General features: G+C 71.0%; 12 protein-coding genes. 7 read left to right on the top strand and 5 right to left on the bottom strand.

The window, feature by feature from the left end; genetic code table 11:
- Positions 1-18: 18 nt before the first annotated feature.
- Positions 19-1,392 carry an MFS transporter gene (locus tag JD276_RS11095; RefSeq protein ID WP_200115723.1) on the top strand — a complete coding sequence of 458 codons (1,374 nt, stop codon included), beginning with the start codon at positions 19-21 and terminating at the stop codon, positions 1,390-1,392.
- A 34-nt stretch (positions 1,393-1,426) separates the two neighbouring features.
- Here JD276_RS11095 and JD276_RS11090 read toward each other — a convergent pair whose 3' ends face one another.
- On the bottom strand, positions 1,427-2,080 hold the full coding sequence (locus JD276_RS11090; protein WP_200115722.1) for a GntR family transcriptional regulator: 654 nt from the start codon (positions 2,078-2,080) through the stop codon (positions 1,427-1,429).
- Positions 2,081-2,124: 44 nt separating this feature from the next.
- Between JD276_RS11090 and JD276_RS11085 the strand changes: the two genes are divergently transcribed.
- The 5 genes from JD276_RS11085 to JD276_RS11065 all read left to right on the top strand — a co-directional run bounded on the left by JD276_RS11085 (position 2,125) and on the right by JD276_RS11065 (position 6,507).
- Complete coding sequence (locus tag JD276_RS11085; RefSeq protein ID WP_200115721.1) at positions 2,125-2,925, top strand: nitrilase-related carbon-nitrogen hydrolase; 801 nt, start codon at positions 2,125-2,127, stop codon at positions 2,923-2,925.
- A 129-nt stretch (positions 2,926-3,054) separates the two neighbouring features.
- The gene (locus JD276_RS11080; RefSeq protein ID WP_200115720.1) at positions 3,055-4,044 is read left to right on the top strand and encodes a substrate-binding domain-containing protein; all 990 of its coding nucleotides are present in this window, start codon (positions 3,055-3,057) and stop codon (positions 4,042-4,044) included.
- Positions 4,045-4,058: 14 nt separating this feature from the next.
- Positions 4,059-5,099: an ABC transporter permease gene (locus tag JD276_RS11075; RefSeq protein WP_307866544.1), complete on the top strand. Its 1,041-nt coding sequence runs from the start codon at positions 4,059-4,061 to the stop codon at positions 5,097-5,099.
- A complete protein-coding gene (locus JD276_RS11070) occupies positions 5,096-5,938 on the top strand; it encodes an ATP-binding cassette domain-containing protein (RefSeq protein ID WP_200115718.1) in 843 nt (280 codons plus the stop codon). The genes JD276_RS11075 and JD276_RS11070 overlap by 4 nt, the downstream gene beginning before the upstream one ends.
- A complete protein-coding gene (locus tag JD276_RS11065) occupies positions 5,935-6,507 on the top strand; it encodes an NUDIX hydrolase family protein (RefSeq protein WP_200115717.1) in 573 nt (190 codons plus the stop codon). The genes JD276_RS11070 and JD276_RS11065 overlap by 4 nt, the downstream gene beginning before the upstream one ends.
- 15 nt (positions 6,508-6,522) lie before the next feature.
- Here JD276_RS11065 and JD276_RS11060 read toward each other — a convergent pair whose 3' ends face one another.
- Genes JD276_RS11060 through JD276_RS11045 form a run of 4 tightly spaced genes read right to left on the bottom strand, consistent with a single transcriptional unit; the run spans position 6,523 to position 8,881 of the window.
- A complete protein-coding gene (locus JD276_RS11060; RefSeq protein WP_200115716.1) occupies positions 6,523-6,975 on the bottom strand; it encodes a SprT-like domain-containing protein in 453 nt (150 codons plus the stop codon).
- Positions 6,968-7,846 carry a spermidine synthase gene (locus JD276_RS11055; protein ID WP_200115715.1) on the bottom strand — a complete coding sequence of 293 codons (879 nt, stop codon included), beginning with the start codon at positions 7,844-7,846 and terminating at the stop codon, positions 6,968-6,970. The genes JD276_RS11060 and JD276_RS11055 overlap by 8 nt, the downstream gene beginning before the upstream one ends.
- The gene (locus JD276_RS11050) at positions 7,843-8,181 is read right to left on the bottom strand and encodes a glutaredoxin domain-containing protein (protein ID WP_200115714.1); all 339 of its coding nucleotides are present in this window, start codon (positions 8,179-8,181) and stop codon (positions 7,843-7,845) included. Before JD276_RS11050 ends, JD276_RS11055 begins: the two co-directional genes overlap by 4 nt.
- A gap of 10 nt (positions 8,182-8,191) precedes the next feature.
- Positions 8,192-8,881 carry a phosphatase PAP2 family protein gene (locus JD276_RS11045; protein ID WP_200115713.1) on the bottom strand — a complete coding sequence of 230 codons (690 nt, stop codon included), beginning with the start codon at positions 8,879-8,881 and terminating at the stop codon, positions 8,192-8,194.
- A gap of 277 nt (positions 8,882-9,158) precedes the next feature.
- Here JD276_RS11045 and rpoB point away from each other — a divergent pair, with 277 nt between their 5' ends.
- Positions 9,159-12,656 carry a DNA-directed RNA polymerase subunit beta gene (rpoB, locus tag JD276_RS11040; RefSeq protein ID WP_200115712.1) on the top strand — a complete coding sequence of 1,166 codons (3,498 nt, stop codon included), beginning with the start codon at positions 9,159-9,161 and terminating at the stop codon, positions 12,654-12,656.
- The last annotated feature ends 13 nt before the right edge of the window (positions 12,657-12,669 follow it).

Raw genomic sequence — 12,669 nt, 5'->3', positions numbered from 1 at the left:
CTTGACAAGGAGGTCGCTATGGACGATTCGCACGCAGAACATCACCGATCGGGCATGCACGCACCCGAGGGTGTGAAGAAGAAGGACCTGTACAAGGCGTTCGCGGCGTCGCTCTCGGGCACGTCGCTCGAGTGGTACGACTTCGCCGTCTACTCGGCGGCCTCGGCGCTCGTGCTCGGAGAGCTCTTCTTCCCCGCCGAGAACCCCCACACCGCGACCATCGCGGCATTCTCGACCTACGCGGTGGGCTACGTCTCGCGCCCGATCGGCGGCATCGTGTTCGGGCGCCTGGGCGACATCATCGGCCGTAAGAAGGTGCTCGTCATCACGCTGCTGATGATCGGCATCGCGACCTTCGTGATCGGCCTGCTGCCGACCTACCAGACGATCGGGATCACGGCCCCGATCCTGCTGGTGCTGCTGCGGTTCGCCCAGGGCGTCGCGGTGGGCGGCGAGTGGGGCGGCGCAGTGCTGCTCTCGAGCGAGTTCGGCGATCCCCACCGGCGCGGGTTCTGGGCCTCCGCGGCCCAGGTCGGGCCTCCCGCCGGCAACCTGCTCGCCAACGGCACCCTCGCGCTCCTGACCTTCGCGATGACGGAGCAGTCCTTCCTCGACTGGGGCTGGCGCGTCGCCTTCCTGCTCTCGATCGTGCTCGTGGCCTTCGGCCTCTGGATCCGCCTGAAGCTCGAGGACACCCCGATCTTCCAGATGCTGCAGGAGCGCGGCGACCGCGCCGAGAAGCCGGTGACCGAGGTCTTCCGGACCCAGCGCAGGCAGCTGCTCGCCGCGACGATGTCGCGCATCGGCCCCGACGTCTTCTACGCCCTGTTCACCGTGTTCATCCTGACCTACGGCGTCTACAACCTCGACATGGAGCGCAGCACGATCCTCGCCGGGGTGCTCATCGGCTCCGCCACGCAGCTCGTCACGATCCCGCTCGCGGGATGGCTCTCCGACTTCGTGAACCGGCGGGTGCTCTACGGGGGCGCGGCCGCCGCCGCGGCCGTCTGGTCCTACGTGATGTTCGCGATCCTGCAGCCCTCCGACTTCGGCACGATCATCCTCGCCATGGTCGTCGCGGGCACCTGCCACTCCTTCATGTACGGCCCGCAGGCCGCCTTCGTGATCGAGCAGTTCCAGCCCCGGCTGCGGTACACCGGCGCCTCGCTCGCCTACACGATCGCCGGGGTCTTCGGCGGCGCCATCGCGCCGCTGATGTTCACGCTGCTCTCCGGCGAGGAGGCCAACTGGGTGCCCGTCTCGATCTACGTGACGGTCGCCTGCGCGGTGACCCTCGGCGGGCTGCTGCTCGGGCGCGACTCGGCTCCGGCGGAGGACATGGAGTACCTCGAGGGCTTCGCCCAGGAGCACGCGGCGGATCGCGCGGAGTGAGCCGCTGAAGCGGGCCGCCGGAGCGAGCCGGGCGCTACCTCGGCCCGCTCCGCAGCACGCTCTCCGTGATCGCGAGGTGGGCGCTGATCGCCTCGCGCGCCGCCTGGAGATCGCCGCTGCGGATCGCGTCGACGATCGCCCGGTGCTCGGCGCACACGTCGCTGCGCCGGGAGGGGTGGTTGAGGGCGCGGGCTCCGATCACGCGCTGGCGGGTGGAGATGCGCTCGTAGGTCTGCTCGATCTCGGCGTTGTCGGCGGCCTTCATGAGGTGGAAGTGGAACTCCCGGTCCAGGGCGATGAAGCGGATCGTCGCGTCGCCGTCCGAGGAGCCGACGAGCTCCTGCTGCCGCTCCAGGGCGCTCACCATGTCGGGCGTCGGGTCGATCCCCTTCGCGAGGATCACCTCGGCGGCGTAGCACTCGAGCACGCGGCGGAACTCGAAGAGATCGCCGACCTGCTTCGTCGTCACGCGCGGGACGAACGCCCCGCGGTGCGGGATCAGCTCGACGAGCCCCTCGGAGGCGAGCACGCGGAACGCCTCGCGCACGGGGGTGCGGGACACGCCGGCCCCCTCGGCGATCTCCTGCTCGCTGAGGAAGGTCCCCTGCACGGAGGGGTCGACGAGGACCTCCGAGCGCAGGTAGTCGTAGGCGAGCTGGTGGCTGCTCACCCGGCGGGGCGAATGCATGATTCAACTGTATCCATAATGAATTGACGAAAGGATTTGAGAAGATGAAGCTCGCACTGGCACAGATCTGCACGACCGGCGACGTCGACGGGAACCTCGCGAAGGTCCGGGAGCGCACCGCGGAGGCGGCGGCGCTCGGCGCCGAGGCGGTCGTGTTCCCCGAGGCGACGATGGTCGCCTTCGGCAACGACCTGGCCGCGGCCGCGGCCGAGCACCTGGAGCGGTGGCAGGCCGAGCTGCGCGATCTGGCGCGCCGCTCCGGGATCGCGATCCTCGCCGGGGAGTTCGAGGCGACCGAGGGCGGGAAGGTCCGCAACCTGCTCGCCGTCTACACCGCCGACGGCGAGCGCCGCGAGTACGCGAAGATCCACCTCTACGACGCGTTCGGCTTCCGCGAGTCCACGGGCGTCGAGCCCGGCGCCGAGCCCCTGGTGATCGAGATCGGCGGCCGCCCGGTGGGCCTCGCGATCTGCTACGACGTGCGCTTCCCGAAGCTGTTCGCCGAGCACTCGCGGGCCGGCGCCGAGGTCATGATCGTCTCCGCCTCGTGGGGAGCGGGGGAGGGGAAGGCCGAGCAGTGGCGCATCCTCGCGCGGGCGCGGGCGCTCGACAGCAACGCCTACGTCGTCGCCGTCGACCAGGCCGATCCCGAGGCCGCAGGAGTCGACGCCGTGCCCGGGGCGCCGACGGGCGTGGGGGGCAGCCTCGTGGCCGACCCCTTCGGCGCGGTCGTCGCCGAGCTCGGACGCGAGGAGGGGCTGGAGATCGTGGATCTCGACCTCGCGGTCGTCGAACGGGCGAAGGAGGCGCTGCCGGTGCTGCAGAACGCGAAGCTCGGGTACTGAGCCCCGCGCCGCTGGGAATGCGGTGCCGCCCTCGCTATCCTGAACGGTAGGTTTCACCGCGGTGTCCGCCAGAACCGCGTGGAGCGCGGGGGCGGCGGGCGCTTCGCCGACATGGGAAGAAGACACTCGATGAAGAGCCTCCGACTGCTGATGGTCTCAGGGGCGGTCGCCGCCGCGTTCGCACTCAGCGCCTGCGGCACGGGCGGCAACCCCGGCCCCGGGTCGGGCGACGGCGGCGGGGCCTCGGCCGGGGCGAAGCGGGATCTCAGCGTCTCGGTCGTGGTGCACGCGCAGCCCGACAACGCGTTCTGGCGCGTCGTCAAGCAGGGAGCGCTCGACGCCGGGGAGCAGTACGGCGTGGACGTGCACGTGGTCGGCGACGGGGAGGGCGCGAAGCAGGCGACGCTCATCGAGGCGGAGCTCGCGAAGCAGCCCGACGGGCTCGTCGTCTCGGCGGCGAACCCCGACGCCCTTCGCTCCGCGCTCGCGGCGGCCGGCGAGGCCGACGTGCCGTTCGTGACGATCAACTCGGGCGCCGAGGACTCCGCGGCGCTCGGCGCCATCGGCCACCTGGGGCAGAGCGAGGCGGTGGCGGGCGAGGGCGCGGGGCGCCGGCTCGCGGAGTCGGGCGCGACGAAGATGCTCTGCATCATCCACGAGGCGGGCAACATCGGCCTCGAGCAGCGCTGCGACGGTGCGGCCGACGCCTTCGGAGGCGAGGTCGAGAACCTGCAGGTCGATGTGGCGAACCCGCAGGGAATCCAGGCCTCCGTGAAGTCGAAGCTGCTGGCGGATCCGGGATTCGACGCCGTCCTCTCGCTCGACCCCGCGGTCACGACGGCGACCCTCGCGGGCATGGACGAGGCGGGCAGCGACGCCGCCCTCGCCTCATTCGACATCAACTCGGACGTGCTCGACGCCATCGCCGAGGGCCGGGTGCTGTTCACGGTCGATCAGCAGCAGTACCTGCAGGGCTATCTCGGGGTCGCGTTCCTGGTGCTCTACCACGACAACCTCAACACCGTCGGCGGCGGCATGCCGGTGCTCACCGGCCCGGCCTACGTGACACGGGAGAACGTCGACGAGATCGCCGACCTCGTGCGACGGGGCACCCGATGAGCGGGGGAGCCGCCGTGAGCGCGGAACGCCCGGCCTCCGCGGCCCCGCCGCTGCGACGCGCCCGCGCCGGCCGCCTCCGAGGCCTGATCCTGCGCCGCTCGGAGTTCGGCGCGGCCATCGCCGCGATCGTGATCTTCGTCGGCTTCTCGCTCGCGGCCCCCGCCTTCGCGACGCGGCAGGGGATCGCCAACGTCCTCGACCCCACGGCCACGCTGGGCATCATGGCGGTCGCCGTCGCGCTCCTCATGATCGGCGGCGAGTTCGACCTCTCCGCCGGCGTGCTCACCGGCAGCAGCGCGCTCGTGACCGCCCTGGTCGTGACGCAGCTCAACGCGAACGTGTGGTTCGGGATCCTCGCCTCCCTCGGCTTCGCGATCCTCGTGGGCCTGATCAACGGCGTCCTCGTGCACCGCACCCGCCTGCCGAGCTTCATCATCACCCTGGCCATGATGTTCATGCTGTGGGGGCTGAACTACGCGGTGACGACGGCGCTCACCGATCAGGTGACGGTCGGCGGGATCGCCGACTACCTCGGCTACGACAGCGCGCACGCGGTCTTCGCGAGTTCCGCGGGCGGCTTCCAGGTGTCCCTGCTGTGGTGGATCGGCGCGACCGTCCTCGGCGCGATCGTGCTCGGGCGCACGCGCTTCGGCAACTGGGTCGCCGCGGTCGGCGGCAACGCGCGGGGCGCGCTCGCCGTGGGCGTCCCCGTGGGGCGGGTGAGGATCGTCCTGTTCGTCGGCACCGCGGTCGCCGCCTGGCTCGTGGGCCAGCTGACCGTCATCAGGTACGCGTCGGCGACGGTGACCACCGGCATCGGGGCCGAATTCAACTTCATCATCGCCGCGGTCATCGGCGGGTGCCTGCTGATCGGGGGCGCCGGCTCGGTGGTCGGGGCCTCGATCGGCGCCCTCATCTTCGGCATGGTGCAGCAGGGCATGCCGCTCGCCGGCCTGCCGAGCGAGCTCTTCAAGTTCTTCCTGGGCGCGATCCTGCTCGTGGCGGTGTTCGTGAACCTCGCCGTCGCGCGCCGCGCGAGGGGAGCGGGCCGATGAGCGCCGGGCGGCGAAGCGGCCTCCCCGCGGCGGATCCGGCAGCGGGTGCACCGGCGATCATCGAGGCCCGCGGGGTCGGCAAGCGCTTCGACGGGGTGCGGGCGCTGAGCGGCGTCGACTGCGTCGTGCGCGCCGGTGAGGTGACGGCGGTGCTCGGCGACAACGGCGCCGGCAAATCGACCCTCATCGGCCTGCTCTCGGGGATGCACGCCCCCGATTCCGGGGAGCTGGTGGTCGACGGCGAGGTGACGCGGTTCGCCTCGCCGCGCGACGCTCGAGCCCGGGGCATCGCCACGGTGCACCAGGATCTGGCGCTCGCCCCGCTGATGCCCGTGTGGCGCAACTTCTTCCTGGGGGCCGAGCCCACGAGGCGGGGCCTGCTCAGAGCGGCGGAGTGCCGGCGCGTCGCCGTCGCCGAGCTGGCGCGCTTCGGGATCGAGCTCCGGGATCCGGACCAGCCGGTCGGCACGCTCTCGGGCGGCGAGCGGCAGTGCGTCGCCATCGCGAGGGCGGCCTACTTCGGGGCCCGCGCGCTGATCCTCGACGAGCCGACGGCGGCGCTCGGCGTCCACCAGTCGGGCATCGTGCTGCGCCAGATCGTGCGTGCGCGCGAGCGCGGCCTCGGCGTCGTGCTCATCACGCACAACCCCGCGCACGCCTACGCCGTGGGCGACCGCTTCGTGCTGCTGCGCCGCGGCGAGACGTTCGCGCACCGCCTCCGCGACGAGGTGACCCCCGAGGAGCTCGCGAAGCTCATGGCCGGCGGAGCCGAGCTCGACGAGCTCTACCGGGAGGTCTCGGAGCTTCGCGCGGATCGAGCAGGCAGAATGGCACCATGAGCATCGACACCGCGGACCTGCCGGAGCCGGATCCCCAGGACCGGCCGGCCCCGGGGAGCAATCCCGGGTGGCTGAGCGAGGACGAGCTGGGCTTCGTGCGGCGGCGCCTGCCGATCCTCTACGTCGAGGCGGTGCCCGTGCGGCTCGACGGCACGGGCCGCGTCACGGAGGTCGGCCTGCTGCTGCGCAGCACCCCCGACGGGGTGATGGCCCGCGCCCTCGTGGCCGGGCGGGTGCGCTACGGGGAGAGCATCCGGGAGGCGCTCTTCCGGCACCTCGAGAACGACCTCGGCCCGATGGCCTTCCCCCAGATACCGGCGTCTCCGGTCCCGGCCCAGATCGCCGAGTTCTTCCCGGTGCCCGGCATCCTCCCGTATCTCGACGAGCGGCAGCACGCCGTCTCGCTGGTCTACGTGGTGCCCGTGACCGGCAGCTGCAGCCCCCGTCAGGACGCGCTCGAGGTGACCTGGATGTCGCCCGAGGAGGCGCTCTCCGAGGGCACCCTCTCCGAGATGCTCGGCGGTCGCGGCAAGCTGCTGCGGCTCGCCCTGGCGTCCGTCGGCTGCTGAGCGCGCCCGCGACGGCTACGCCCGGCGGCGCCAGGCGATGAGGTGCCGCTCGGAGAACCCCCTGGCGCATCTGCCGCACGAGAGCGGCCGCGTGGGACGACGGAACCGCACGTGCTCGTGCCCGGCCGGGCAGGCCCCCAGCCACGGCGCGTGCTCGTGCGCGATCTCGCCGTCGTGGGTGCGCCCGCCGACGTAGCCGAGCTCGGCGGCGATCCGCTTCCACGCGGGGCCGTGCCCCGCCTTCGGGCCGGCGAGCGCGTGCGCCACCTCGTGCAGCAGCACCTGATGGATCTCGTCGTCCGCGAACTTGGCGGCGAGGTACCGCGAGACCGTGATGCGCCGGTCGGTGAAGTTGCAGACCCCGGCCCGCCGCTTGGCGTTGTCGAAGCCGAAGCTCCACTGCCCGGGATCGAGGTGCATGCGGATCAGCGCCTCGGCCCACACGCGCACCCTCGCGAGCTCAGCCACGGCCGAACACCTCGGCCGGCGGCTCGGGGCTCGGCGTCGCATCGGCGTCGGTCACCGGCTTCGCGCCCCGCAACCACTCGTCGAGCTCGCGCCCCGCGAGCATGCGCGCGGGATGCGGGCCGCTCGCGAGGAGGCGCGGCAGCCAGTCGAGGTCGCCGGCGGAGCCCGCCCGCCCGGTCGCATCGGCCTCGCCCGAGGCGAGCAGCACGACGTTGCCGAAGCGGCGGCCCTTGAGCACCTGCGGCTCGGCGATCGCCGCGACGGCGGGGAAGAGCGCGCCGAGGGTCGCCGCCTGGCTGCGCGTGAACCGCTGCCCGGAGCCGTCGGTGACATTCGCGACGACCACGCCGCCCGGCGCCAGCAGCGGCCGGATGAGCTCGTAGAACTCGACGCTCGACACGTGCGCGGGGGTGCGCGACCCGGCGAAGACGTCGACGACCACGATGTCCATCGCGCCGCGCATGCCGTCGGGGAGCCTGCCGAGCACGTCCCGGGCATCGCCCCGCCGCACCCGGATGCTCGCCCGCTTGGGCAGCGGCGCCGCCTCGCGGACCAGATCGACGAGCGCCCCCTCGAGCTCGACGACCTGCTGCCGGCTGCCGGGGCGCGTCGCCTCGACGTAGCGCGGCAGCGTGAACGCGCCGCCGCCGAGGTGCAGCGCCGAGATGGGGGCTCCCGGATCGCGGAACAGGTCGATGACGAAGCCGATGCGGCGCACGTACTCGAAGAACAGATCGGCGGGGTTGCGCAGGTTCACGTGCGACTGGGGCGTGCCGTCGACCACGAGCTGCAGGGCGCCGGGCACGAAGCGGTCCTCCTTGAACTCGGCGACGAGCCCCGAGGAGAGCGTGCGGGGCGGGGGGAGGATCACGCCTCCGGCCCCGGTTCCGGTTCCGGTTCCGGTTCCGGCCCCGGGACCGGAGCCGATCCGGGCGCCGGGCGGCCGGGCGCCGGCGCGGCGCCCAGGCCGAGCTCGCCGATCTTGCGGGCCATGTCGGCGTTCGACGGCTCGACCTGGTGGCTGCCGTCGGAGTAGAGGATCACCGGGATGTTCGAGCGCCCGCTGATGTCCTTCGCGACCTCGGCGGCCGCGGGGTCGGCGACCAGGTCGACGTAGCGGTAGGGGGCGCCGGCGCGGTCGAAGACCAGCTTCGCGCGGCGGCAGTCGCCGCACCAGTCGGCGCCGAAGATGATGGTGTCGGTCATGCCAGCAAGCCTACGCGCGACCGCCGACATCGCCGGCCGGTGCGGCCAGCCAGAACCGGCGCGCCAGGACGGCGACGGCGATCCCGAGCAGCGCGCCCGCGAGGGTGTCCGTGAGCCAGTGCACGTGCAGCGCGGCCCGGCTCCACATCATGAGCAGGATCCAGCACGTCGCGGCGATGCCGACCGCCCGCGCGACCCCGCGGTGCACGCTCCCGGATCCCGCGACGACGAGGAGCACGGACAGCGCGAGCGCCGCGGCCCCCATGGAGTGGCCGGAGGGATAGGAGTACCCCGAGGCGTGGTAGAGCGGATCCCAGGGACGGGGACGCGCGATCAGGGCCTTCGCGAGCTCCGAGCAGAGCACCCCCGCGAACATCGCCGTGGCGACGGCGGCCGCGTCGCGGGGCCGCCGGAGCGCGAGCAGCGCCGCCGCGGCGATCGCGGTGCAGGCGGCGGCTCCGACGCCGCCGCCGACGTCGGCGAGGAACACCGCGATCGCGAACGCGGGGGTGCCGCGATCCAGCTGCAGCAGGTCGTGCCACCACAGGTCGACCGGCAGCGGGGCGCGGTCGACGAACCGCAGCCAGACCCCGAACGCGACGACCGCGAGCAGGGCGAGGGTGGCGACGCCGATCGCCGCGCCGGGCAGGGCGGCGGCGCGGGCGGAGCGGGGCGGCCCCGCGGGCGGTCGACTCGACATGGCCACCAGACTAGGAGACCGGGATCGGAGGAACCGGTACGATCACCGCTCCGACGCGTTCGGGACACGCCCAGCAAGATCGCAGATATCGCGCTGGACAGGCGGTACAGGATGGGTTACAGTTGATAGTTGCACTACGGACACCAGTATGCCTTCATATAGTGGTCGGCCCCGGGAGCTGGCGCGAGAGCGCAGATACGCCCCGCCCACGTGATCCGAAGCAACTCACCGCAAGACCAGGTCAACCGGCCCGACGGGGCCCACGGAGGTAGTTTCCTTGGCTGCTGCGCCCAACGCATCTTCCACCATTTCACCGAAGAACGGTCGCAACCACTCGCGACTCTCCTTCGCCAAGATTTCCGACACGCTGTCGGTGCCGAACCTTCTGGCGCTGCAGCTCGAGAGCTTCGACTGGCTCGTCGGCAACGACGCGTGGAAGGAGCGCGTCGTCCAGGCACAGGCCGAGGGGCGCGACGACATCGCCCTGAAGAGCGGCCTCGAGGAGATCTTCGACGAGATCTCGCCGATCGAGGACAACGCCGGCACGATGCAGCTGTCGTTCGAGAACCCGATCCTGGACGAGCAGAAGTTCTCCATCGAGGAGTGCAAGGAGCGCGGCAAGACCTACGCCGCCCCCCTCTACGTCGAGGCGGCGTTCTACAACACCGAGACCCAGGTGCTGAAGAGCCAGACGGTCTACATGGGCGACTTCCCCATCATGACCGACAAGGGCACCTTCATCATCAACGGCACCGAGCGCGTCATCGTGTCGCAGCTCGTCCGCAGCCCCGGCGTGTACTTCGAGCGCGCCCAGGAGAAGACGAGCGACAAGGACGTCTTCACCGCCCGCGTGATCCCGAGCCGCGGCGCGTGGCTCGAGTTCGAGGTCGACAAGCGCGACCAGGTCGGCGTCCGCATCGACCGCAAGCGCAAGCAGTCCGTCACCGTGTTCCTCAAGGCGCTCGGCATGACGAGCGAGGAGATCCTCGAGGAGTTCGCCGGCTACGAGTCGATCGCGCTCACCCTCGAGAAGGACGGCATCCTCACCCAGGAGGAGGCGCTCAAGGACATCTACCGCAAGCAGCGTCCGGGCGAGCAGGTGGCCATCGAGGCGGCGCGCGCCCTGCTCGACAACAGCTACTTCAACCCGAAGCGCTACGACCTGGCCAAGGTCGGCCGCTACAAGATCAACCGCAAGCTCGGCATCGACGCGCCGATCACCGACTCGGTGCTGTCGCTCGAGGACATCGTCGCGACGATCAAGTACCTCGTCGGACTGCACGCCGGCACCGAGACCCTTCCGGGCGTCCGCGACGGCGAGCCCATCGACGTGCGTCTCGACACCGACGACATCGATCACTTCGGCAACCGCCGCATCCGCGCGGTGGGCGAGCTGATCCAGAACCAGGTGCGCACCGGCCTCAGCCGCATGGAGCGCGTCGTGCGCGAGCGCATGACCACCCAGGACATCGAGGCGATCACCCCGAACACCCTGATCAACACCCGCCCCGTGCTGGCGGCGATCAAGGAGTTCTTCGGCACCTCGCAGCTCTCGCAGTTCATGGATCAGAACAACCCGCTCGCGGGTCTGACCAACAAGCGCCGCCTCTCCGCGCTCGGCCCCGGCGGCCTCTCGCGCGACCGCGCCGGCGTCGAGGTGCGAGACGTGCACCCGTCGCACTACGGCCGCATGTGCCCCATCGAGACCCCTGAGGGCCCGAACATCGGCCTGATCGGCGCGCTCGCGACCTTCGCGCGCATCAACGCCTTCGGCTTCATCGAGACCCCGTACCGCCGCGTCATCGACGGCAAGGTGACCGACCAGGTCGACTACCTCACCGCACACGAGGAGGACGAGTTCCTCATCGCGCAGGCGGGCGCGCCGCTCACGAGCGACGGCCACTTCGCCGAGGAGCAGGTGCTCGCGCGCCCCCGCGGCTCGGAGGTGCAGCTCGTCGCCGCCGGATCGGTCGAGTACATGGACGTCTCCCCGCGCCAGATGGTGTCGGTGGCGACCTCGCTCATCCCGTTCCTCGAGCACGACGATGCGAACCGCGCCCTCATGGGCGCCAACATGCAGCGCCAGGCCGTGCCGCTCGTGCGCAGCGAGAGCCCCGTCGTCGGTACCGGCATGGAGGGCTACGCGGCCATCGACGCGGGCGACGTGGTCGTGGCCGAGAAGTCGGGCGTCATCGAGGAGGTCTCGGCGGACTTCGTCACGCTCCAGAACGACGACGGCACCCGCAAGAGCTACTACATGCGCAAGTTCGACCGCTCGAACCAGGGCACGAACTACAACCACCGCGTCATCGTCAAGGCGGGGGAGCGGATCGAGGCCGGCGAGGTCATCGCCGACGGCCCCGCGACCGAGAACGGCGAGCTCGCGCTCGGCAAGAACCTGCTCGTCGCGTTCATGTCGTGGGAGGGCCACAACTACGAGGACGCGATCATCCTGAGCCAGAACCTGGTGAAGGACGACACCCTCTCCTCGATCCACATCGAGGAGTACGACGTCGACGCCCGCGACACCAAGCTCGGCAAGGAGGAGATCACCCGCGACCTCCCCAACGCCAGCATGGAGGCCCTGAAGGATCTCGACGAGCGCGGCATCATCCGGATCGGCGCCGAGGTCGAGCCCGGCGACATCCTCGTCGGCAAGGTGACCCCGAAGGGCGAGACCGAGCTGTCCGCCGAGGAGCGCCTGCTCCGCGCGATCTTCAACGAGAAGAGCCGCGAGGTGCGCGACACCTCGCTCAAGGTGCCGCACGGCGTCTCGGGCACGGTCACCGCCGTCAAGGTGTTCGACGCGGAGAACGACAACGACGACGAGCTCGGCTCGGGCGTCAACCAGCGCGTCGTGGTCTACATCGCCCAGAAGCGCAAGATCACCGAGGGCGACAAGCTCGCCGGCCGCCACGGCAACAAGGGCGTCATCTCGAAGATCCTGCCCGTCGAGGACATGCCGTTCCTGGCCGACGGCACCCCGGTCGACGTGATCCTGAACCCGCTCGGCATCCCGGGCCGTATGAACTTCGGCCAGGTGCTGGAGATCCACCTCGGCTGGATCGCCAAGCAGGGCTGGAAGGTCGACGGTGCGCAGGAGTGGGCGTCGAAGCTCTCGCAGGAGGCCCTCGAGGCCGCCCCGAACACCAAGGTCGCGACCCCCGTGTTCGACGGCGCGTCCGAGGCCGAGATCGCCGGGCTCCTCGACTCGACGCTGCTCACCCGTGACGGCGAGCGTCTGATCGACTCGAGCGGCAAGACTCGTCTCTTCGACGGCCGCTCGGGCGAGCCCTTCCCGTACCCGATTTCGGTCGGCTACATGTACATCCTGAAGCTGCACCACCTCGTGGACGACAAGATCCACGCGCGCTCGACGGGCCCCTACTCGATGATCACCCAGCAGCCGCTCGGCGGTAAGGCCCAGTTCGGCGGCCAGCGCTTCGGTGAGATGGAGGTGTGGGCGCTCGAGGCCTACGGCGCCGCATACGCGCTGCAGGAGCTGCTCACCGTCAAGTCGGACGACATCCTCGGCCGCGTGAAGGTGTACGAGGCGATCGTGCGCGGCGAGAACATCCCGGAGCCCGGCGTGCCCGAGTCGTTCCGCGTGCTCATGAAGGAGATGCAGTCGCTCTGCCTGAACGTCGAGGTGCTGGGTGCCGACGGCAACGCCGTCAACCTGCGCGACAACGACGACGAGGCGCACCGCACCGCGGAAGAGCTCGGCATCAACCTGTCCACCCGCTTCGAGTCCTCGTCGATCGACGAGATCTGAGCCGGATCACCAG

Source organism: Leucobacter chromiisoli (assembly GCF_016522505.1).
GTDB lineage: Bacteria > Actinomycetota > Actinomycetes > Actinomycetales > Microbacteriaceae > Leucobacter > Leucobacter chromiisoli.
The sequence above is the reverse complement of the archived record's forward strand: the minus strand, read 5'-3'. Positions and strand labels throughout refer to the sequence as shown.